The 21,395-nt window shown below is 67.7% G+C and carries 17 protein-coding genes; 9 read left to right on the forward strand and 8 right to left on the reverse strand.

Annotated features, from left to right (window positions below; all coding sequences use genetic code 11):
- Positions 1 to 24 precede the first annotated feature (24 nt).
- Positions 25 to 426 carry a hypothetical protein gene (locus QTI66_RS24805; protein ID WP_286562713.1) on the reverse strand — a complete coding sequence of 134 codons (402 nt, stop codon included), beginning with the start codon at positions 424 to 426 and terminating at the stop codon, positions 25 to 27.
- A 428-nt stretch (positions 427 to 854) separates the two neighbouring features.
- Here QTI66_RS24805 and QTI66_RS24810 point away from each other — a divergent pair, with 428 nt between their 5' ends.
- Positions 855 to 1,751: an acyl-CoA thioesterase gene (locus tag QTI66_RS24810; RefSeq protein WP_286562714.1), complete on the forward strand. Its 897-nt coding sequence runs from the start codon at positions 855 to 857 to the stop codon at positions 1,749 to 1,751.
- Positions 1,752 to 1,803: 52 nt separating this feature from the next.
- Positions 1,804 to 2,919, forward strand: coding sequence for an NADH:flavin oxidoreductase/NADH oxidase (locus tag QTI66_RS24815; RefSeq protein ID WP_286562715.1), 1,116 nt, complete (start codon positions 1,804 to 1,806; stop codon positions 2,917 to 2,919).
- 15 nt (positions 2,920 to 2,934) lie between these two features.
- Here QTI66_RS24815 and atpE read toward each other — a convergent pair whose 3' ends face one another.
- Positions 2,935 to 3,174, reverse strand: coding sequence for a F0F1 ATP synthase subunit C (atpE, locus tag QTI66_RS24820; protein ID WP_286562716.1), 240 nt, complete (start codon positions 3,172 to 3,174; stop codon positions 2,935 to 2,937).
- Between the two features lie 151 nt (positions 3,175 to 3,325).
- Complete coding sequence (locus QTI66_RS24825) at positions 3,326 to 4,396, reverse strand: GlxA family transcriptional regulator (RefSeq protein ID WP_286562718.1); 1,071 nt, start codon at positions 4,394 to 4,396, stop codon at positions 3,326 to 3,328.
- Positions 4,397 to 4,499: 103 nt separating this feature from the next.
- Between QTI66_RS24825 and QTI66_RS24830 the strand changes: the two genes are divergently transcribed.
- From QTI66_RS24830 to QTI66_RS24840, 3 genes are all read left to right on the forward strand, one after another.
- Entirely contained in the window at positions 4,500 to 5,828 is a 1,329-nt protein-coding gene (locus QTI66_RS24830) for a tetratricopeptide repeat protein (protein ID WP_286562719.1), read from the forward strand.
- Positions 5,829 to 6,000: 172 nt separating this feature from the next.
- On the forward strand, positions 6,001 to 8,808 hold the full coding sequence (locus QTI66_RS24835) for a hybrid sensor histidine kinase/response regulator (RefSeq protein WP_286562721.1): 2,808 nt from the start codon (positions 6,001 to 6,003) through the stop codon (positions 8,806 to 8,808).
- A complete protein-coding gene (locus QTI66_RS24840; RefSeq protein ID WP_286562722.1) occupies positions 8,805 to 11,603 on the forward strand; it encodes a hybrid sensor histidine kinase/response regulator in 2,799 nt (932 codons plus the stop codon). Before QTI66_RS24835 ends, QTI66_RS24840 begins: the two co-directional genes overlap by 4 nt.
- Before the next feature lie 35 nt (positions 11,604 to 11,638).
- Here QTI66_RS24840 and uvrA read toward each other — a convergent pair whose 3' ends face one another.
- Both uvrA and QTI66_RS24850 read right to left on the reverse strand, forming a co-directional pair.
- Positions 11,639 to 14,677 (reverse strand): excinuclease ABC subunit UvrA, encoded by a 3,039-nt coding sequence (gene uvrA, locus QTI66_RS24845; RefSeq protein ID WP_286562723.1) that lies wholly within the window; start codon positions 14,675 to 14,677, stop codon positions 11,639 to 11,641.
- Between the two features lie 49 nt (positions 14,678 to 14,726).
- A complete protein-coding gene (locus QTI66_RS24850) occupies positions 14,727 to 16,109 on the reverse strand; it encodes a chloride channel protein (protein ID WP_286562724.1) in 1,383 nt (460 codons plus the stop codon).
- Positions 16,110 to 16,231: 122 nt separating this feature from the next.
- Here QTI66_RS24850 and ssb point away from each other — a divergent pair, with 122 nt between their 5' ends.
- Together ssb and QTI66_RS24860 are read left to right on the forward strand one after the other, a co-directional pair.
- Positions 16,232 to 16,747, forward strand: a complete 516-nt coding sequence (gene ssb, locus QTI66_RS24855) for a single-stranded DNA-binding protein (protein WP_286562725.1) — start codon at positions 16,232 to 16,234, stop codon at positions 16,745 to 16,747.
- Positions 16,748 to 16,886: 139 nt separating this feature from the next.
- The gene (locus tag QTI66_RS24860; RefSeq protein WP_286562726.1) at positions 16,887 to 17,225 is read left to right on the forward strand and encodes a hypothetical protein; all 339 of its coding nucleotides are present in this window, start codon (positions 16,887 to 16,889) and stop codon (positions 17,223 to 17,225) included.
- A gap of 22 nt (positions 17,226 to 17,247) precedes the next feature.
- On the opposite strand, the gene QTI66_RS24865 is transcribed toward QTI66_RS24860, so the two are convergent.
- The 3 genes from QTI66_RS24865 to QTI66_RS24875 form a co-directional block, all read right to left on the reverse strand.
- The gene (locus tag QTI66_RS24865; RefSeq protein WP_286562727.1) at positions 17,248 to 18,078 is read right to left on the reverse strand and encodes a peptidoglycan-binding protein; all 831 of its coding nucleotides are present in this window, start codon (positions 18,076 to 18,078) and stop codon (positions 17,248 to 17,250) included.
- 98 nt (positions 18,079 to 18,176) lie between these two features.
- Positions 18,177 to 18,596 carry a hypothetical protein gene (locus tag QTI66_RS24870; RefSeq protein WP_286562728.1) on the reverse strand — a complete coding sequence of 140 codons (420 nt, stop codon included), beginning with the start codon at positions 18,594 to 18,596 and terminating at the stop codon, positions 18,177 to 18,179.
- A gap of 54 nt (positions 18,597 to 18,650) precedes the next feature.
- The gene (locus tag QTI66_RS24875) at positions 18,651 to 19,358 is read right to left on the reverse strand and encodes a Crp/Fnr family transcriptional regulator (protein WP_286562729.1); all 708 of its coding nucleotides are present in this window, start codon (positions 19,356 to 19,358) and stop codon (positions 18,651 to 18,653) included.
- Between the two features lie 164 nt (positions 19,359 to 19,522).
- Here QTI66_RS24875 and QTI66_RS24880 point away from each other — a divergent pair, with 164 nt between their 5' ends.
- Entirely contained in the window at positions 19,523 to 19,963 is a 441-nt protein-coding gene (locus tag QTI66_RS24880) for a hypothetical protein (protein WP_286562730.1), read from the forward strand.
- 136 nt (positions 19,964 to 20,099) lie between these two features.
- Complete coding sequence (locus tag QTI66_RS24885; RefSeq protein WP_286562731.1) at positions 20,100 to 21,374, forward strand: cation:proton antiporter; 1,275 nt, start codon at positions 20,100 to 20,102, stop codon at positions 21,372 to 21,374.
- The last annotated feature ends 21 nt before the right edge of the window (positions 21,375 to 21,395 follow it).

The raw sequence follows: 21,395 nt of genomic DNA on the forward strand, positions 1-21,395 counted from the left end.
GCCGGGCTGCGTGGGTGCGTACGCTCAGCGCAGTCGCCCTTGTGCTTTCAGCTGATGCACGTACCAGATCACCACGGCCCAGTACGCGACGTTCACCAGGAACGGCATCCACCATCCGAGCATGGCCCACGTCGAGGCCGTTTTTTCCATGAACATCAACTGCAGGATCGACGCAAACAAGCTCGTGCCTGCATGGACCCAGAGCACGTTGACGGTCCACACGCTCAGGTTGAAAAGCAGCCAGGCCAGCGTGATGCTGCATCCGACGCCGAACAGCCTGACGGCGAGGTCGAAAGTCGTCGGATGGCGAAGGAGGTCCTGAACCACCGCCGGTGCATTGGCCGGCGCCGACATGCCAGCGGCCAGGTGCCACATGCCTTGAAGCGCGCCTGCCACGAACAGGCCGACGAGCACCCACGTGCCCATGCTGTGCCGCTTCGCAAGCGAAGACGCGGGCTGCAGCGCTTGACGCCGTGGTTGGCGAACGATGGCCACAGCGGCGTCCGGCGCGACGGAAGGGTAATCGCACGCCGAACACACGTCGATGCTGGCGGAGCTTGAGGCGCTGCATGTAAGGCAGGACATATCGGATTCTTGGTTCGTTGAAAGGGTGGCAGTCCGTGTGTGAACTGACGAATCTCAATTGGAATCGTTTGTCAACCAAACGTATGCGAGGCGCGACCGATGCGTGCCGGGAACGTTTCGAAGCCATGCGCAGGAATTTTCTGCCCCTGCGAGCCCGCCGCCCGCCGCCCGCCGCCCGCCGCGCCACCGGGCATCGCCGCTGACCACCAAGCGACAACATTCAGAGCAGATCTTTGCTAAGGTGCATCCTCCAAGAAATCAGCGCCACGATGACCGATTCCGCCGCCCCCGTCCTTGATTCCGCCTCTGCGGCCCGCCTTGTCGCCGAGCTCGTGTCGCTCATGCACCTCGAATCCACTGGCGAAGACCGCTTCCGCGCCCAAAGCGAAGACCTCGGCTCGCCGGCCGTGTTCGGAGGGCAGGTGCTGGGCCAGGCGCTTGTCGCCGCCAGCCGCACCGTCGAAGCCGACCGCGCCGTGCACTCCATGCACGCCTACTTCCTGTTGCCCGGCGAGCACGCGCCCATCGACTACGAAGTGCATCGCGCGCGCGACGGGCGCAGTTTCACCACTCGTCACGTCGTCGCCCGCCAGGAAGGCCGCGAAATCTTCGAGATGACCGCGTCCTTCCAGACGAAGGATGACGGCGTCGAGCACCAGATCGCGATGCCCGACGCGCCGCCGCCCGAATCGCAGCCCACCGACCTCGAACGCCGCTTTGCGCTGGGCGACAAGCTGCCCGAACGCTGGCGTGCCAAGGGCCTGCTGCCGCACGCGCTCGAAATGCGAACGGTGAACCCGCCCGACCTGCTCGCACCCAAGCCGCGTCCGGCCCACTCGCTCATGTGGATGCGCTGCATTGCGCCGCTGCCCGACGACCCCGTCGTGCACCGTGCGATCCTCGCCTACGCGTCCGACCACAGCCTGCTGCGCGCCGCGATGAACCCGCACGGCCTGACTTTCATGAGCGGCAAGGTGCGGCCCGCGAGCCTGGACCACGCCATGTGGTTCCACCGCGACTTCCGCATGGACGACTGGCTGCTCTACGCCGTCGATTCGCCCAGCGCCGGCGGCGCGCGCGGACTGTGCCGCGGCAGCATCTTCACGCGCGACGGCCGGCTCGTCGCATCCACCGCCCAGGAGGGCATGATCCGCGTCAGGCGCTGATGCTTTTGCAGCGCTCGCCGGGTCGCCAGTGCTTTTTCAGAGGAACTGACTTGTGAGCGCCCTTTTCTCCCCCTTCGCCCTCGGCCCGCTCGCGCTGCCCAACCGCATCGTGATCGCGCCGATGTGCCAGTACACCGCCGACGACGGCAACGCGGTCGACTGGCACATGATCCACCTCGGCCAACTGGCGCTGTCCGGCGCCGGTTTGCTGATCATCGAGGCGACGGCGGTGGAGAAGCCGGGGCGCATCACGCCTGGCTGCCTGGGCTTGTACTCCGACGACAACGAAGCTGCGCTGGCCCGCGTGATCGCCGCCATCCGCCGCCATTCGGGCATCAAGGTGGCCGTTCAACTGGCGCACGCGGGGCGCAAGGCGTCGAGCCACGTGCCGTGGGACGGCGGGCAAAGCCTGCGCCCTGAGGAAGGCGCGTGGGAAACTGTTGCCCCTTCCGCGCTGCCCCACGCACCGGGCGAGCCGCCGCCGGTGGCGCTCGATGCCGACGGCCTGGCGCGCGTGAAGGCCGCCTTCGTCCGTGCCGCGCAACGCGCCGACGCACTCGGACTCGACGGCATCGAGCTGCACGGCGCGCATGGCTACCTGCTGCACCAGTTCCTGTCGCCCATCAGCAACCGCCGTGACGACGCCTACGGGGGATCGCTCGACAAGCGCATGCGCTTTCCGCTCGAAGTCTTCGACGCGGTGCGCGCCGCCGTGCCGGCGCAACGCATGCCGGTCGGCCTGCGCCTGTCGGCCACGGACTGGGTCGATGGCGGCTGGGACATCGAGCAGGCCATCGTGTTTGCCAAGGCGCTGCAAGAGCGCGGTTGCAGCTTCATCCATGCGTCCTCCGGCGGCGTCTCGCCGCAGCAGAAGATTCCGCTCGGCCCGGGCTACCAGGTGCCGCTGGCCGAACGCCTGAAAGCTGAGCTCGACATCCCCGTGGTCGCAGTCGGCCTGATCACGGAGCCGTCGCAGGCCGAGGAAGTCATCGCCAAGGGCCAGGCCGATCTGGTGGCACTGGCGCGTGCGATGCTGTTCGAGCCGCACTGGCCGTGGCGCGCCGCCGCCGAACTGGGCGCGCAGGTCGAGGCGCCGCCGCAGTACTGGCGCTCGCAGCCGCGCGACCAGAAGTCGTTGTTCGGCGACGTGCAGATCGGCATGCGCTGAGCCGCGGCGAGCACATCAGGCAAAAGGGTTCGCCGTCGCGAACCACAGCGCGATGCCGGTCGCGATGATGAAGGCGCCGTCCGTCACACCCGCCGCCAGGAAGAAGGTGGTCTGCAACTGGTCCTTCAGCTCGGGCTGGCGGGCCGTGCCTTCCAGCAGCTTGCCGCCCAGGTTGCCGATGCCCAGGCAGGAACCGAGGGCGGCGATGCCGATGAGCAGTGCCACTGCGAGGGGGAGGATGTTGATGCCGTTCATGGTGCAAGTCCTTGGCCTTTGTATGTCGGCCCGGTGGTTGCGGACACCGCCCGGTGCCCGCTTGCATCCAATGTCGTGCACGCGCTGGACGGCGTCGATGACCTCGCAGGTCATGCCCTGACGCCACGGAGCAAAGCCATCGCGCGCGCCATCACGCGGACCTGTTCAGCGCTGTCCCCGGTTCCGCCAGCACCGCCCGCAATCCACTGAATCGCCGCCGGTATTGCGCCGGCGACAGGTTCACGCTGCGCCGGAACAGGCGGCTGAAGAAGGCCGCGTCGTCATAGCCCACTTCCCCGGCCACCGCCTCGACCGGATCGGCCGTGGTCTCCAGCAGGTGCTTGGCTTCCTCGATGCGCAAGGTCTGGATGTATTCCATCGGCGTCATGCCGGTCGCGAGCTTGAAGCGGCGCTGGAAAGAACGCTCGGCCAGGCCGCTGTGCTCCGTCATCGCCGCGACGGGCGCGGGGTGCGTGTAGTGGTCGGCAATCCACGCCTGGCAGCGGCCGATCACCGCGTCGTCGACCTGGCGCGCGCAGGCCACGCGCGCAAAGGGTTGCTGGCCCACGTGGTGCCAGTCGATCAGGTTGAGCTTGGCGACCTGCATCGCCGCCTCGATGCCGGCAAGGCGCGCGATGAGGTACAGCGCCAGGTCCATCCACGAACTGCCGCCGCCCGCCATCACCAGTCGCTGCCCGTCGCCGGCCGCGACCAGCGCGCGCTGCGGGCGCACGCGCGCGAGCGGGTAGCGGCGCTGCATCGCGTCGCAAAAGGCCCAGTGCGTGGTGGCGTCCTCGCCATCCAGAAGGCCGGCTTCGCCCAGCAGCATCGCGCCCGAGCAGGCGGTGGCGAGCAGCGCGCCCGTGGCGTGGCTCTGACGCACCCAGGCGGCTTCCGCGTCGAACAGGCCGTCGAGCGACCCGTTTGGCGAGATCAGGAGTTCGGGCACGCAGACCACCGTCGGCGCCGGCATCTCGTGCAGGCTGCGGTGCGCCTCGATCGGCACGCCGTTGGCCGCGCGCACGATGCCTGCCGCGCGGCTCACAATCACCGGATCGAGCAGCGGCGCGCCGGGTGGGCCGCCGGCCACCATCGGCCAGTCGCGCCCCGCGCACTTGAACAGGTCGTACATGCCGTACACCACCGAGGCGGCGCTTTCCGGGGTGACGAGGATGGCGACGACGGGAATCGCGACGCCGGGGATAGCGGTTTCGCTGGACATGGTGCCCTCGCTGGCGGAAACGTCAGGTTGCTTGCGGGAATGGCTGCGGTGCAAAACGCCGCCCGAACTTACGCTGGCGCTGCCTTTCATTCAAGGAGTGACCATGACACTGCATGACGCGCGCGGTGAGGCGCTTTCCACCGACAGCCCGGCCGCCGTGGCCGCTTGTGAACACGCGCTGGACCTCTTCAACAGCCTGCGCACCGAGCCGGTTGCCGTGCTGCAACCGGCGCTGGACGAAGACCCCGACTTCATCGCCGGGCACCTGATGATGGCCGGCTTCATGCTGAGCGCCATCGACGGCCAGGTGCTGCCGCTGGCGCGCCAGAGCCTGGCTGCCGCGACGGCGGCGTGCGAAAGACGCCGACCGACTGCGCGCGAAGCCTCGTTGCTGCGCGCGCTCGCGCCCTGGACCGGGGGCGACATGGGTGGCGCCAATCGGCTGCTCGACCGCCACCTGATCGACCATCCACGCGACCTCTTCGCGCTGCAACTCACCCACATGGCCGACCTGGTGCTGGGCCAGCCCACCCTGTTGCGCGACCGCATCGGCCGCGCGCTGGGCCAGTGGGGCGAGGGTGACGCGGGCTACAGCTACGTGCTGGGCATGCACGCCTTTGGCCTGGAGGAGTGCAACGAATACGCCCGCGCCGAAGCCCTTGGCCTGGAAGCGCTGGACCGCAACCCGCACGACACCTGGGCGGTGCATGCCGTGGCGCATGTCTACGAGATGCAAGGCCGCGTCGAGGAGGGCATCCGCTGGCTCACCCACGGCAACACGCTCTGGCAGTGCGACAACGCGCTGGCCGTGCACAACTTCTGGCACCTCGCCTTGCAGCACCTGAACAACGACGACGAGCCCTCCGCACTCGCGCTGTACGACCGCGCCATCGCACCCGGCCCGGCGTCGATGGCGCTGGACCTGGTCGATGCCAGTGCGCTGCTGTGGCGGCTGGGCTTGCGCGGCGTCGATGTCGAGGGACGCTGGCACGCACTCGCCGCCCGCTGGCGCGACCAGGCGACGTGGGGTTGGTCGGTGTTCAACGACACGCATGCGCTGCTGGCCCAGGTCGGCTCGGGCGACCGCGCGCACATGCAGGCCGCCAGCGATGCCATCCACGCCGCGCCGGCCGCGTCGCCCGCGCCGTGGTGGCTGCATGCGCCGACGCTGTGCGACGCGGTGATGGCCTTTGGCGACGGCCGCTACAGCGATTGCGCACGCCGCTTGCTGCCTTTGCTGCACGCCAATCTCGGCTACGGCGGCAGCCAGGCGCAGCGCAGCCTGATCCAGCTCACTGCCATGGAAGCGGCGCGGCGCGCGGGCGATTCGGCGCTGTACGAGGCCTTGCGCAGCGAAGGCGCAATGCGCAAGGCCGGTGGCGCGGCGCTGCGGCGCACCACCGGCAGGCCACCCGAACTGCGCGCCGCCTGAGCCAGCAAAGAACGCCGTCGCAGCGCACGCCGTGGTGACACCGCGGCGTTGGCGCGAAAGGTCTCATGGGGCAAGCACGGAGCGGAAGAGTGCCCTGCACTTGATACATTGCTTCGACGCGGCACGACGATGGCCGCAAATCAAGGCCATAAAAAAGGGGAGGCCTCGCTCCATGAGCAATACCGATCGCACCGGCCGCTGGCCGGCGCATGGCGGCGAATGCGCCGAACTGATACGCAAGCTCGGCGCGGAATCAACACCGCTCGGCCCAACCGATCAATGGCCGCGGGCGCTGCGCAACATCGTCGACCTGATGCTGCGTTCGTCGGCCGAGATGTCCGTCTACTGGGGGCCGGACTACATCGCCATCTACAACGACGCGCACGCCCGGACCATCGGCAACAAGCACCCCGCCAACCTGGGGCGTCCGTCCAGGGAGTTCTCGGTGGAGATCTGGGACGAACTCAAGCCGAAGTTCGACAGTGTTTTCCATCGCGGCGAAACCGTGAGCGGTCGCGACTGGCCCTTCGTTCTCAATCGCACAGGCCAGCCCGAGGAACTGTTCTTCGACTTCTCATGGTCGCCGGTGTTCGACGACGATGGCCGCGTCGGAGGAATTCTTTGCGTCACCACGGAAACCACCGAGCGCGTGCGGGCTGCGAGAGCGCTGGCGGAAAGCGAAAAAAAGGTGCGTGAGCGCAGCGAGCAGCTGCAAATGGCCCAAACGGTCGGCGGCATCGGGGTGTTCTCGCACGACATCGAGACCGACACGCTGAGCGCGTCGAGCGAGTTCTGCAACATCTTCGGCGTGCCGGTGCGCGAGTCCTTTCCGTTCTCCGAGATCGAGCGCCTGCGCATCAGCCAGGACGACAACCTGCCCAGCCGCGAGAGCCGCGGCGATGGCATCTCCCCGCTGGAGACGGACTACCCGATCCGCCGCGCCGACGATGGCGCCACGCGCTGGATATCGCACCGTGCCGAGCTGGTCTTCAACAACGCCGGCAAACCGGTGCTGCTGCGCGGCGTCGTGCAGGACATCACCGCCCGGAAGCTGGCCGAAGCCACGCTGCAACGCAGCGAGGCGCGTTTTCGCTTGCTGGCGCGCCAGATGCCCAACCAGGTGTGGACGGCCACGGCGGATGGCCTGATCGACTGGGTCAGCGAGAGCATGAGCGCCTATGCGGGGCTCGGCCATGACGACCTGCTGGGCGACGGCTGGGCCCGCGTCGTGCACCCCGACGACCTGCCGCGCGCCGGCAGGCTCTGGGCCCAGGCCCTGGACACCGGCGCGGCCTACATCAACGAAGGCCGGCTGCGCCGGCACGACGGCGCCTGGCGCTGGCATCTCTCGCACGCCCAGCCGCTGGAAGGCGGCGACGACCTGAATCCGACCACTCGCTGGGTCGGCATCAACACCGACATCCACGACCAGAAGATGGCGCAGGATCGGCTGGCGCAAAGCGTGGTCGAGCGCACGCGCGAGCGCGACCAGCTGTGGCAGCTGTCGGCCGACATCATGCTCATGGCCGACCTTTCCGGATGCATCGTGGCGGTCAATCCGGCGTGGGAGGCGCTGCTGGGCTGGACCAAGGCCCAACTGATCGGCAGCTCGTTCACCGCGCTGATGCATCCCGGCGATGTCGCGCCCACCAACGCCGAGCTGCACCGCCTCCCGCGCGGGCAAAGGCAGCTGCGCATCGAAAACCGCATGCGCCATGCAGATGGCGGCTACCGCACCGTGGCATGGACCGGCGTGCTCGGCACGCGCTTCCTGCAAGCGGTGGGGCGCGACGTCACGGCGCTGCGTGAATCCGAAGCGCAATTGCGCCAGAGCCAGAAGATGGAAGCCATCGGCCAACTCACCGCCGGCATCGCGCACGAGTTCAACAACCTGCTGCTGGGCATCACCGGGCCCATCGAGCTCATGCGCCGGCGCCTGGGACGTCGCCGCTTCGACGGCCTGGAGCGCTACGTGGACGCCGCCAACCAGTCGGCCCAGCGGGCTGCAACGCTGGTCGGGCGATTGCTGGCCTTCTCGCGGCGCGAGGCGCTCGACCGCAGGCCATTGAACGTGAACGCCATCATCGGCGCCATGGGGGAATTGCTGCATCGCACGCTCGGCGAAAGGGTGCGCCTGACGGTGGCGGCGGGCGCGGATGCCGGCGCTGCCATGGGCGACATGGCGCAACTCGAGAGTGCGATCCTTCACCTGGCGATCAATGCGCGCGACGCCATGCCCCACGGCGGCGAGTTGTGCATCAGCACCGCCACCGTCCTGCTCGGCGAGGAGGACACGCGCCACCACGACCTCGCGCCCGGCCGCTACTGCGCCATCACGGTGACCGACACCGGCACTGGCATGACCGCCGAGGTGATGGCCAAGGCCTTCGACCCGTTCTTCACCACCAAGCCCATCGGCGAGGGAACCGGCTTGGGCCTGTCGATGGTCTACGCCTTTGCCCAGCAGTCGCGGGGCCTGGTGCGCATCCAGAGCCAGGTGGGCGTGGGGACCACCGTCACGCTGTACCTGCCGCGCACCCGCTTGTCGGCCGAGGGTGTGCTCGTGGCGGATGCCTTCCCCGACGCACCGCTGCCTCCGGGGAGCGGCGAAGTGGCGCTGGTGGTCGAAGACGACCCGGCCGTGCTGTTGCTGGTGCTCGACGTGCTGGCCGAACTCGGCTTGCGCACCCTGCATGCGCGCGACGGCAACACTGCGGTGGCCTTGCTGCAATCGGTCGAGCGCATCGACCTGCTCGTGAGCGACGTCGGCCTGCCCGGCCTCAGCGGACGGCAGGTCGCCGACATCGCGCGCCAGGGGCGTCCCGCCCTTCCTGTGGTGTTCATGACCGGCTACGCCGAGCAGGTTCGCGCGCGCGCCGAGTTTCTCGCGCCAGGCATGCAGATCATTGCCAAACCCTTCGCCATCGATGCACTCGCGCACCTGGTGGAGCGGGCCATGCGAAACGCCGTCGCGCCATGAGCAATGACGACCCGGTCGCCTGCTGGCCGGCGTGCGGCGGCGAAATTGCCGGGTTGATACGCAACTTCGGCCCGGATTCAACGCCCCTCGGCCCGCCGGATCGATGGCCGCGGGCGCTGCGCAACGCGGTCGATCTCATCCTGCGATCGGCGGCCCAGATGTCCGTGTTCTGGGGCCCGGACTACCTCTGCCTGTACAACGACGCCTATGCGCAGACCATGGGCGAAAAGCATCCTGCGACGCTGGGTCGCCAGGCCGCCAGGCTCTCGCCCGAAGTGTGGAGCGACCTGCTGCCGATGTTCGAACGGGTTCGCGTGCAGGGCGAGACCATCAGCGCACGCGACAGCGCGTTCACCCTGTTTCGCGACGGTGCGCTGCAGGAACTGTATTTCGACTTTTCGTGGTCTCCGCTGCTGGACGACGACGGCAGCATTGGCGGCATGTTCTGCACCGTGACAGAGACCTCCGAACGCGTTCACGCGATGCGCGCATTGGCCGCCAGCGAGAGAAAGGAGCGCGACAGCAGGGAGCAACTGCAGATGGCCCAGGCGGCCGGAGGCATCGGTGTTTTCACGCTCGATGTCGAATCCGACGCCATGAGCGTCTCGGGCGAGTTCTGCCGCATCTTCGGCGTGCCGGTACGCGAGGTGTATCCCTATGCCGAGCTCGAGCAGTTGCGCACGACCCGCAACGATCGCATGTCCACGCGCGACAGTCGCGTCAATGGAACGGCGCCGCTGGAGGTGGAATACCAGATCCGGCGTGCCGACGATGGCGCCGTGCGCTGGATCGCGCGCCGCGCCGAGATGGTGCGCAACGAATCGGGCAAGACCGTGCTCATCCGCGGCGTGGTGCAGGACATCACGGCGGACAAGCACGCCGAGGCCACGCTGCGCCAGAGCGAAGCCCGGTTCCGCGCGCTGGCACGGGAGATGCCCGGCCAGGTCTGGACGGCGGATGTGGACGGCCTGATGGACTGGGCCAGCGAGAGCTTGTGCGCTTACACCGGCCTCGACATGGCCGAACTGATGGGCGAGGGCTGGACACGAATCATGCACCCCGAAGAAATGGCGCGCGTCGGCCAACTCTGGGCGCACGCGTTGGCCACAGGAAATGCCTACGTCAACGAAGTGCGCTTGCGCCGCCATGACGGGGCTTGGCGCTGGCACCTGGCACGCGCGCAGCCGCTGCAGGGCGGCGACGACACGGGTTCGGCACTGCGCTGGGTCGGCATCAACACCGACATCGATGACCAGAAGACCGCTCACGACCGGCTGGCGCAAAGCGTGGTCGAACGAACACGCGACCGCGATCGCCTGTGGCAGCTGTCGTCCGACGTCATGCTCATGGTCGACATGAGCGGGCGGATCGTGGCGGTCAACCCGGCTTGGCAGGCGCTGCTCGGCTGGAGCGAAGCGCAGCTGCTGGGCAGCCGATTTGTCAGCTTGCTGCATCCCGATGACGTCGGGCCCACCGTGGCCGAGTTCCGCCGGTTGCGGGGCGGGCAGTTGCAGTCGGGCATCGAGAACCGCGTGCGCCACCAGGACGGCGGCTACCGCACGCTGTCATGGACGGCCGTGCCCGACGAACGGCTGATGCACGCGGTCGGCCGCGACGTGACGGCGCTGCGCGAGTCGGAAGCGCGCCTGCGCCAGAGCCAGCGGATGGAAGCCATCGGCCAACTCACCGGCGGTATCGCGCACGACTTCAACAACCTGCTGCTGGGCATTACCGGGCCCATCGAACTCATCCGCAGGGGCATCGCGCAGGGCCGGTACGACGGGCTGGATCGCTACATGGGCGTGGCATGGCAATCGGCGCAGCGCGCCACGTCACTGATTCAACGCCTGCTGGCCTTCTCGCGGCAGCAGACGCTGGACCCGCGGCCAACGGACGTGAACGAGCTGATCGGCTCCATGGGCGAGTTGCTGCATCGCACGCTGGGCGAGCACGTGCGGCTGGCACTGTCGCTGGATGCGGGTGTCGGCGCGGCATTCGGCGACGGGGCCCAGCTCGAAAGCGCGATCCTCAACCTGGCCATCAATGCGCGCGATGCCATGCCCCATGGCGGCGAATTGCGGATCCGCACCTCGGCGATGTATTTCGATGAGGCGCTCGCGTCTCAGCACGAGTTGGCGCCCGGCCACTACTGCGCCATCTCCGTGACCGACACCGGCAGCGGCATGTCGCCCGAGGTGCTCGCCAAGGTCTTCGAGCCCTTCTTCACGACCAAGCCGACGGGCCGCGGCACGGGCCTGGGCCTGTCGATGGTGTACGGCTTTGCGCAGCAGTCGCACGGCCAGGTGCTCATCCAGAGCGAGTTGGGCGCAGGAACGACCGTCACGCTCCATGTGCCGCGTGCCAGGGTCGACGACAGCCCGGCGATGGCGCGGACTTCCAGCGCGCCTGCACTGCCGCTGGGCAAGGGCGAGGTCGTCTTGGTGGTCGAAGACGATCCCTCCGTGCGCCTGCTGGTGCTCGACGTGCTGGACAGCCTGCGCTACCGGACCATGCACGTTCATGACGGAACGTCGGCGATACCGATCCTGGAATCGACTGCGCGCATCGACCTGCTGGTCAGCGACGTTGGCCTGCCCGGGATCAACGGACGCAAGGTCGCCGAGATTGCGCGCAGGAGCCGACCGGCGCTTCCCGTCGTGTTCATGACCGGCTATGCCGAGCATGTGCGCACACGGGCGGAGTTCCTGGGGCCGGGCATGCGGATGATTGCCAAGCCCTTCGCCATCGACGACTTCGCGCAACTGGTGCAGCAGGCCATGGGCAGCCATCCGTAGAGGACGCCCGGATGCGCTTGCCCCGGGCGGCGCGCCTACGCGCCGGGCAGCAGCCGCTTCAGGTAGTGCCCTGTATGGCTCGCCCCGTTGGCGGCAATCGCCTCGGGCGTGCCCTCGCCCACCACGGTGCCGCCGCCCGCGCCGCCTTCCGGACCCATGTCGATGACCCAGTCCGCCGTCTTGATCACGTCCAGGTTGTGCTCGATCACGACGATGGTGTTGCCTGCATCGCGCAACTGATGCAAGACCTTCAGCAGCAACTCGATGTCGGCGAAGTGCAGGCCGGTGGTCGGTTCGTCCAGGATGTAGAGCGTGCGACCGGTGTCGCGCTTGCTCAGCTCCAGCGCGAGCTTGACGCGCTGCGCCTCGCCGCCTGACAAGGTCGTCGCCGCCTGACCGAGCTTGATGTAGCTCAGCCCCACATCCAGCAGCGTGTGCAGCTTGCGCTCGATGGTCGGCACCGCTTTGAGGAATTCATGCGCGGTCTCGACCGTCATGTCCAGGATCTGCGCGATGTTCCTGCCCTTGTACTGCACCTCCAGCGTCTCGCGGTTGTAGCGCTGGCCATGGCATACCTCGCAGGGCACGTAGACGTCGGGCAGGAAGTGCATCTCGACCTTGACCACGCCATCGCCCTGGCAGGCTTCGCAGCGGCCACCCGCCACGTTGAAGCTGAAGCGCCCGGGGCCGTAGCCACGTTCGCGTGCGGTGTTGGTCTCGGCCATCAGTTCGCGGATGGGCGTGAACAGGCCCGTGTACGTCGCCGGGTTGCTGCGCGGCGTGCGGCCGATGGGCGACTGGTCGACGTTGATGACCTTGTCGAAGTACTCGATGCCTTCCACCGCTTCGTGCTCCGCGGGCTCTTCGTGCGCGCGGTACAGCGTGCGCGCGACGGCGGCATACAGCGTGTCGTTCACCAGCGTGGACTTGCCCGAGCCGGACACGCCCGTCACGCACGTGAGCACGCCCACAGGGAACGCAACGTTCACGTCCTTCAGGTTGTTGCCCGTGGCGCCGACCACGCGGATTTCCTGCAGGTCGCCCTGGCTGGCCAGATGTGCTGCTTCGCGTGCCGCACGGCGTTCGGCCGCCGGGCTGGGGGGAAAGCGCGAGGGCTTCCTCTTTTCTTCCTCGCCCGCCTTGCGCACCACCGGCAGCCACGGCGTGCGGCGCGCCGGCACGGCGATCTTGCGCGTGCCCGACAGGTACTGGCCGGTGAGCGACTCCGGGGTCGCGGCCACTTCCTGATAGGTGCCCTGCGCCATCACCTGCCCGCCATGCACGCCGGCGCCGGGCCCCATGTCGATCACGTGGTCGGCGGCGTGGATCATGTCTTCGTCATGCTCGACGACGATCACGCTGTTGCCGATGTCGCGCAGGTGCTTGAGCGTGCCGATCAGCCGGTCGTTGTCGCGCTGGTGCAAGCCGATGCTGGGTTCGTCGAGCACGTACATCACGCCCGTCAGGCCCGAGCCGATCTGCGAGGCGAGACGGATGCGCTGCGCCTCGCCGCCCGACAGCGTTTCGGCGCTGCGGTCCAGGCTCAGGTAGTTCAGGCCCACGTCGTTCAAAAACTTGAGCCGCAAGCCGACTTCGCGCACGACCTTGTCCGCGATATCGGCCTTGGCACCGCGCAGGCGCAGCGTCTGGAAGTAGGCCAGGCTTTCGCGCAGCGTGAGGTGGCTGATCTCGTAGATCGCCTTGCGCGTGGGCTCCAGGCCTTCCTGCGTCGGCTCGTTGACCAGGAACACGTTGCGCGCCTCGCGCCGCAAGCGCGCGCCGCCGCAGTCGGGGCAAGGCTGCACGTTGCGGTAGCGGGCCAACTCTTCGCGCACCATCGTCGAGTCGGTTTCGCGGTAGCGCCGCACCATGTTCGGGATGATCCCTTCGAAGGGGTGCTTCTTCGTCAGCTTCTTGCCGGCCGACGCGCCCGACTCCATCGTGTAGCTGAACTTGATGTCTTCCTCGGCCGAGCCATGCAGCAGCACCTGCTGGACGCTCGCGGGCAACTGCTCGAAGGGCGTATCCACGTCGAACTTGTAGTGCTTCGCGATGCACTCGACCATGCTGAAGTAGTAGCCGTTGCGGCGGTCCCAGCCCTTGATGGCGCCGCTGCCCATGCTGAGCGACGGAAAGGCGACGACGCGCGACGGGTCGAAGAACTCGCGGTGCCCCAGGCCGTCGCAGGCCGGGCAGGCGCCCACCGGCGAATTGAAGGAGAACAGGCGCGGCTCCAGTTCGGCCAGCGAGTAGTGGCAGATGGGGCAGGCGAACTTGGCGTTGAAGAGGTGTTCCTTGTCGGCCACGCCTTCCGCACCCAGTTCGAGGGCAATGGCCCGGCCTTCCGCCAGGCGCAGCGCGGCCTCGAAGCTTTCCGCCAGGCGCTGCTGCATGTCAGGCCGCGCACGCAGGCGGTCGATGACGACGTCGATGTCGTGCTTCTCGGTCTTCTTGAGCTTGGGCAGGTCCGTGACTTCATAAGTCTGCCCGTCGACCCGGAATCGCACGTAGCCGGCGGCCTGCATCTCGGCGAACAGTTCGACGAACTCGCCCTTTTTCTCGCGCGCGACCGGCGCAAGAATCATCAGGCGCGGCTCGTCTGGCAGCGCCAAGACATGGTCCACCATCTGGCTCACCGTCTGCGCCTGCAGCGGCAAATGATGGTCGGGGCAATACGGCGTGCCGGCGCGGGCGAACAGCAGGCGCAGGTAGTCGTGGATCTCGGTCACCGTGCCCACGGTGGAGCGCGGGTTGTGGCTGGTGGCTTTCTGCTCGATGCTGATCGCGGGCGAGAGGCCTTCGATCATGTCCACGTCGGGCTTGTCCATCAGTTGCAGGAACTGGCGGGCATAGGCCGAGAGGCTTTCCACATAGCGCCGCTGGCCTTCCGCATACAGCGTGTCGAAGGCCAGGCTCGACTTGCCCGAGCCCGACAGGCCGGTGATCACCACCAGCTTGTTGCGCGGAATGTCGAGGTCGACGTTTTTCAGGTTGTGCGTGCGGGCGCCGCGGATGCTGATGCGCTGCTGCGCGAGCACTGCGCCAAGGTAGGCGTCGTCAATGGGGGCGTTCACGGGCGGGAGCTTCTTGAGGGCAACCGGACATGATAGACGCCCGACGCTTTCACTGCTTTGGCGGGACTTCGGGGGAATCCGGCGGGGCGGGTGCGGCGACGGGCCCGACCGGCGCCGGCGTGCTGACGGCCGAGGCCACCATGTGCTGCGCCAGCGTCTCGTAAAGCGGGCGGCTGATCATGCGCGACACCAGGCTGGCCAGCATGGCCGAGGCCATCAGGCTCAGCACCATCGAATGGCCGTCGACCATTTCCATCACGATGATGAAGGCGGTGAGCGGCGCCTGTGTCACGGCCGCCAGAAAGGCTGCCATGCCCATGGCAATCAGCGCGGGCGCCAGATCGGCTTGGGCGACATGCGACACGGCGTGGCCCAGCCCCGCCCCGATGGACAGCGAAGGCGCAAAGATGCCGCCCGGCGCGCCACACCATGCCGTGAGCCAGGTGGCCATGAACTTGAGCAACGAGTAGAAGGGCGTGAAGTCGCTTTCGCCCGCCAGCATCTGCTTGACCGCCTCGGAGCCCGCGCCAAAGGTCGCGCCGCCCGACGCCAGCCCGATGATGGCAATGGCCACGCCCCCCGCCGCCGCGAATCGCACGGGCCAGCGTGCGCGCCAGCGATTCAGCCGCTCCGGCGCGCCGGTGAGCGACAGCGACAGCAGCCGCGAGAAAAAGCCGCCCGCGACGCCGCTGCCGAGCGCCACGAGCAGGCCGGGCAGCAGCAGGTCCCACCCGAGCCGCTGCACCTTGATGACCCCGAAATACGACTGGTTGCCAAAGGCCGACACCGCCACCAGGCCGGCCAGCAGGATGGCGGTGATGATCAGGCCGCTGGAACGCGCTTCGAGCCGGCCCGACAACTCCTCGATGGCGAACACCACGCCGGCCAGCGGCGCGTTGAAGGCGGCGGCGATGCCCGCTGCGCCGCCAGCCACCAGCAAGGCCCGCGCATCGATGGTGCTGCCGGGCGACAGCCAGCGCCGCGCGTGCTGCATCACCCCGGCGGCCACCTGCACGGACGGCCCTTCGCGCCCCACGGAAAGCCCGGCCGCAAAGCCGGCGACACCCAGCACGATCTTGGCGACCGTCAGTCGCAGCGACACGAACGCCGGGCGCCGCTCGGGCGGCAAGGCCGGGTGCAATGCCGCCTTGATCTGCGGGATGCCCGACCCCGCCGTGCCCGGAAACCAGCGCCGCGTGACCCAGACGATGGTGGCAGTCAGCGCAGGCGTCCAGATGAGCACCGCCCACGGATAGGGACCGGCGGAGATGCGCTGGAACAGCGCGAAGGCCCAGTCGCTCGCGATGGTGAAGCCGACCACAAAGAGCCCCGCCGCCACCGCGTAGCCCAGGACGATCGCCCGGTCGATCCAGAGTCGCCAGCCCGAGAACTCGGCGCGCAGGTTTTCGAGGAAGTCGGGCTCGCGGTTCATCGTTCTGGCGCATTCTGACATCGGGGCAGGGGCGCGCGGGTCCGGCCGAAAAGGGTGGCCGGCATCGGGCACAATGCTCGGTTTCCTACTCCTTCACCCATTTATCAGGGGCAGTGCACATCATGGCATCGGTCAACAAAGTCATCCTCGTCGGCAATCTCGGCCGCGATCCCGAAACCCGCACCTTTCCAAGTGGCGACCAGCTGTGCAATGTGACCATTGCCACCACCGACAAGTGGAAGGACAAGCAAAGCGGCGAAATGCGCGAAGCCACCGAGTGGCACCGCCTCGTCTTCAACGGCCGCCTGGCTGAAATCGCCGCGCAATATTTGCGCAAGGGCTCGCAGATCTACGTCGAAGGCTCGATCCGCACCCGCAAGTACACCGACAAGGACGGCGTCGAAAAGTACGCGACCGACATCCGCGTCGACCAAATGCAGATGCTGGGCAGCCGCCAAGGACAGGGCGCCCCGTCGGGTGGTGGGGATGACGATGGTTATGGCGGCGGTGGTGGCGGCGGCAGCGGCTACTCGCGCCCCCCGGCTGCGGCGCCGCGCGCTCCCGCACCCGCTGCGCGCCAGGCACCCGCCAAGTCGTCGTCGGGCTTCGACGACATGGACGACGACATCCCGTTCTGAAACCGGCTTTTCCACGTTGTAAAAAGAGCCTGCAGCTTCGCGCTGACGGCTCTTTTTCCTTGTGGAACGTCGCACCGACCAGGCTGTCGCGTAGAGTCCGGCAATCGATCGATTGGCGTGCCCGAGACAGGGTCTCCCCATGAAGAACCTTCCACTCCTGCTCGTGCTCCTGCTTTCCTGCACGCTCGCCCAGGCCCAGTCGACGCACCGCTGCGCCGCAGATGCGCTGAAGCAGGCGAAGCTGCTGCTGCTCTTTCACGCAGGCGCCGGCACGAACGAGGCCGATGTGGGCGTGGACGACACGGTCAAGGTTCTCGCGCCCTTGCGCAATCCCGTCAATCAGCGGCAACTCTTCGATGTGCTCGAGGTCGCCGGCTATGTTTACCGCGCCAACTACCGCATGCGGCTCATCTATGCCAGGGTGCCCGGCACATGTGCCTTGATGGGGCAGGAGATCATCGAGCGCTCCAGCCCCTGAATCGCCGCGGCAAGCGCGGGCTTCAAGGCAGGGCGGCGATGTCGCTTTCGATCGCCGCCAGCGTGGCGGAATCGTTCTGGCGACCGTTGGATGGCAGGCCGTGGCTGTGCTGAAAAGCCATCAGGGCGTCGATCGACTTCTTGCCGAATGCCCCGTCCGTCAAGAGAACGGGGTTGGCGCCGAGCCGGTTCAACGCTTGTTGCAGCAGCGCGTTCTTCCACTGCTCCAGCTTGAGCTTGCGGTCCTGCAGGCCGATCTGGCCGCCGTTGATGCACTTCGTCACCGCTCGCACGTCGTCGTCCTGGGCGGGCGCCACGCAGCCGCGCAGGACGAACATCGCAACGCCGCATTCCAGGGCATGCTGGGGGTGGGTGACCAGCTCCGGCTGGCCGACCAGGTCGAGGCCCAGTTGATTGCCCAGCGTCTCGTAGTTCGCACGTCCGGTGACCTGCGCCAGGCCGCGGCCGATGTATTTGGAGCCGTCGCTCGTTCCGGGCCTGTTGCCATTGCGCTTGCCATACACCAGGTCCATCAATCTCGTCGGAAACGCCGGGTCTGCGCCGCTGCATCCGACCTTGGCCTCGCAATCCGCCGCGCTCGAAAAACGCGTAGGCCACACCGCCGCCGCGCGCGCCGGGCTGTAGTTGATGTTTTCCGTCATCGTGCGGCCGTTGCCGCATTCGTGGCTGAACTGGGACATGGCATGGGCGACCAGCCTGTCGTTGTTCAAGCCGTGCCTGGCGAAGATGGTGGGCGCGTCGACGGCGATGCCCTGGAGCAATTGCGCGTCAGGCCTGCGGGGGGTGTCATTGTTCTGCGGCCACATGGTCTGCATCATCGTGAGAGTCACCATACCGTCCTCCGTGAGTCTTCAAGGTATGAGTCAATCTACAACGCGACGTCGTTTTCCGGCTCGCCCTGTTTGGGGAGACAGACCCCGCTTCGCGTCGGTCACGGCCGCTTCGCTTGGACGCCGCGCAGCCGCGCCCACAGCGCGCGCAGCCTGCGGGCGCGGTCTTCAAACAAATACGAACCTGCCAGCGCGAACAGGCCGGAAACGACACCCGTCACCACACCCTCCAGTCCCGGCATGAAGTAGTGGCCTGGATGCGAGAACCAGTCGCCGATCATCGTCAGCAAGCCCACGAGCAAGGCGTTGCCATAGCGATTCGCGTAGAGCTTCATGGCCGGCGTGAAGCTCAGCAGCAGCGCGAGAATGCCGGTCAACAGCCCGGTCTGCAACGCGATCGTCCAATGGGCGGTGCTCAAGAGGTTGCCGAGGCTTCCCGGCATGCAAGTCATGCAGGCGCTGGTCGGCTGCCAGAAGCGCCGGATGAACAGCAGGAAACGACGCTTCCATGGGTTGGGCATCACGCTGACCTCATCATCAATGCTCCGATGGCCATCCTCGCACATTGGCGCCCCTCACTGCTCCCCGCGCACATCCGCCACCATGCGCTCCAGCAATTGCACGTCGTGCAGGAGCAGCGCACGCCCTTCCTTGCCCAGCACGCCCCGCGCGACCAGCGCGTTGAGTTCGCGCGTCACCTGCTCGCGGTTGGTGCTGACGCGGCTGGCCATCTCGGCATGCGTGGGGGCGGGGTCCAGGCGCGCGCGGTTGCCTTCGCAGCCGGCCTTGCGTGCCAGGCGCAGCAGCTCGGCATGCACCCGGTTCTGCACGCCCAGCGTGCTCAGGTCGATCACGCGTTCGGACACTTCGCGCACCAGCCGGCACAGGCCGCGCATCACGCGGTCGGCCACGATGGTCTCCTCGCGCACCAGCGTCATGAAAGTGGCGGCATCCAGCGACGCGACCACGCTCGGTCGCAGCGTGAGCACGTCGGCCGAGCGGGGCGCGCCGTCGATAGCCGCGATCTCGCCGAAGTGCCCGCCGGCGCCCACTTCCCGAAACGTGAGCTGTCGTCCGCCCAGCGAAAAGATGGTCACGCGAAGTTCGCCCGAGATCACGAAGTGCACGTCGGTCTCGGGCTCGGCCCGCTGCACCAGCGTGTGCCCGGGCGGCAGGCTGCGCCATCGGCAGGCCTGCGCCAGGGCATCGAGCCGTGCGGCAGCCAGCCCCTCGAACAGGCGCACCGACTGCAAAGCCAGACTGGACCGTGTAACCGACGACATGGCACCGACTCCGTTCGATGTGGCGACAACACACTCACGCCACCATCACAAAGGTGTGCGAAAACGCACTGCCAGATTGAGTGCCGAAGCGGACAGTACGTTCCGTGGTGGCGCGAATTCACGCTGCCAATCCACATCACACACAAGGCATAGGAGATTTCATCATGAATCGCAAGCAAGTCCTGGGCATCGTCGCTCTCTCGCTGTCCGCTGCCGTCGCTTCGGCGCAGACCGTTCCGGCTGAACAATGGGTGGGCCCGCCCATCACGTTCACCAGCACCCAGAGCCGCGCCGCGGTGACGGCCGCCTACGTGGCGGCGGGCCCGGCCACGGCGCCGCAGGAGTTGCGTGTCGGCCCGGCCGATGCGGGACCCGGCGCCGTGAGCCGCGTCGAGGTGGCGGCCGACCGCAACCTGTGGATGCGCGCCGGTCTCGGCCTGACGAACGACTACGACGGCATGTCGGGCAATCCGGGTTACGCACAGCGCATGGCGAACTACACCCGCATGCGCAACGGGCCGGAATACATGGCCGAAGTCAACCGCATCGAAAGCGGGCGCTCCAGCAAGACGGCGATGAGCTCGTTCTTCAAGCCTGCGCAGTGACGATTGGGCGCCGGGCCGCATGGCCCGGCGGCCTTCAAGGTGAACGTGCGTTCAAGCGCGAGGTGCTCGCCGGCGTGCGACCACCAGCGACGCGATGGAGGGATACTACCGGCCGATCCGATCGCCCGGCCCATCGATGTCCCTCACCCTCCTTTTCCTGCAGCTCACCGTCATCCTGGTCACCGCCCGCGTGTGCGGCCTGGCCCTTCGCGCCTTGGGCCAGCCGATGGTGATCGGGGAGATGGCGGCCGGGATCCTGCTCGGGCCGATCGTGTTCGGCGCGCTCTTCCCGCAGTGGCACCAGCAGATGTTTCCGCCGGCTTCGCTCGCCGGCCTGTCAGCGCTGGCGAACGTCGGCGTGGTGCTCTTCATGTTCATCGTCGGTGCGGAGCTTCGTGCGCCCGGCGGCATGGGTTCTCCGCTGAAGGCGGCGGGCTGGGTGGCCGTCTCGAGCATGGTGCTGCCCATGGTGCTCGGCGTTGTCATCGCGCCGGTGCTGCATGCTGAACTGGCGCCGCCTGGCGTGGCCTTCTGGCCCTTTGCATTGTTCGTGGGCGTCGCGCTGTCGATCACCGCTTTTCCGGTGCTGGCGCGCATCCTCAAGGACCGCAAGCTCACGCGCACGCGCATCGGGCAACTGTCGCTCGCCGCCGCCGGCGTGGTGGACGCGCTGGCGTGGCTCCTGCTGGCGCTGGTCGTGGCGCTGGCCAGCACCGGCGCCGGTGGATGGAGTGGCTTCGGGCGCATCGTGCTGGGCCTGCTCGCGATGGTCGGCGCGATCCTGCTGGTGGTGAGGCCCTTGCTCGCAAAGTTTCTGCGCGTTCATGCGCCCGATGGGGTGCCTTCGCCGATGGTGCTGGCCGTGCTGTTGATCGGCGTGTTCGTGAGCGCCATGCTCACCGAACGGCTGCATCTGCACGCCGTGTTCGGCGCGTTCCTGTTCGGCATCGCACTGCCACGTGACGACCGCCTGCTCCACGCGCTGACGGATCGCATCGAACCGCTGTCGGTGGTCGTGCTCATGCCCATCTTCTTTGCGCTGGCCGGGTTGGGCACGAGCGCAGCCGCCTTCGGCCATGCGGGCCTGGGCATGCTCCTGTTGATCCTGCTGGTGGCGAGCGTCGGAAAAATCGCGGGCGGTGCGACGGGTGCGCGCCTGTGCGGCTACGGATGGCCCGAGAGCCTGGCGACCGGGTCGCTGATGAACTCGCGCGGGCTGATGGAACTCATCGTCATCAAGGTGGGACTGGACGTCGGCCTGATCGGTCCCGAACTGTTCACCATGCTGCTGGTGATGGCACTGGTCACGACGGCCGCGACGGGGCCGTTGCTGGCATTGATTGCCTGGCGCAGGCCGGGCGTAGTGGACGCCGCGCTGCGACCCAACGACCCCGGAACCGCGCGCAGGTGAAACCCACCACTGCGACGGTGT

Source organism: Variovorax brevis, assembly GCF_030317105.1.
GTDB lineage: Bacteria > Pseudomonadota > Gammaproteobacteria > Burkholderiales > Burkholderiaceae_C > Variovorax > Variovorax brevis.

Excerpts from the sequence above, each read along its gene's own strand:
- QTI66_RS24840 (WP_286562722.1), top strand. The coding sequence starts at position 8,805 with ATGAGCAATGACGACCCGGTCGCCTGCTGGCCGGCGTGCGGCGGCGAA.
- QTI66_RS24875 (WP_286562729.1), bottom strand. The coding sequence starts at position 19,358 with ATGTCGTCGGTTACACGGTCCAGTCTGGCTTTGCAGTCGGTGCGCCTG.
- QTI66_RS24885 (WP_286562731.1), top strand. The coding sequence starts at position 20,100 with ATGTCCCTCACCCTCCTTTTCCTGCAGCTCACCGTCATCCTGGTCACC.
- QTI66_RS24850 (WP_286562724.1), bottom strand. The coding sequence starts at position 16,109 with ATGAACCGCGAGCCCGACTTCCTCGAAAACCTGCGCGCCGAGTTCTCG.
- QTI66_RS24810 (WP_286562714.1), top strand. The coding sequence starts at position 855 with ATGACCGATTCCGCCGCCCCCGTCCTTGATTCCGCCTCTGCGGCCCGC.
- atpE (WP_286562716.1), bottom strand. The coding sequence starts at position 3,174 with ATGAACGGCATCAACATCCTCCCCCTCGCAGTGGCACTGCTCATCGGC.
- QTI66_RS24880 (WP_286562730.1), top strand. The coding sequence starts at position 19,523 with ATGAATCGCAAGCAAGTCCTGGGCATCGTCGCTCTCTCGCTGTCCGCT.
- QTI66_RS24835 (WP_286562721.1), top strand. The coding sequence starts at position 6,001 with ATGAGCAATACCGATCGCACCGGCCGCTGGCCGGCGCATGGCGGCGAA.
- QTI66_RS24825 (WP_286562718.1), bottom strand. The coding sequence starts at position 4,396 with ATGTCCAGCGAAACCGCTATCCCCGGCGTCGCGATTCCCGTCGTCGCC.
- QTI66_RS24805 (WP_286562713.1), bottom strand. The coding sequence starts at position 426 with ATGGGCACGTGGGTGCTCGTCGGCCTGTTCGTGGCAGGCGCGCTTCAA.
- QTI66_RS24870 (WP_286562728.1), bottom strand. The coding sequence starts at position 18,596 with ATGCCCAACCCATGGAAGCGTCGTTTCCTGCTGTTCATCCGGCGCTTC.
- QTI66_RS24830 (WP_286562719.1), top strand. The coding sequence starts at position 4,500 with ATGACACTGCATGACGCGCGCGGTGAGGCGCTTTCCACCGACAGCCCG.
- QTI66_RS24860 (WP_286562726.1), top strand. The coding sequence starts at position 16,887 with ATGAAGAACCTTCCACTCCTGCTCGTGCTCCTGCTTTCCTGCACGCTC.
- QTI66_RS24865 (WP_286562727.1), bottom strand. The coding sequence starts at position 18,078 with ATGGTGACTCTCACGATGATGCAGACCATGTGGCCGCAGAACAATGAC.
- ssb (WP_286562725.1), top strand. The coding sequence starts at position 16,232 with ATGGCATCGGTCAACAAAGTCATCCTCGTCGGCAATCTCGGCCGCGAT.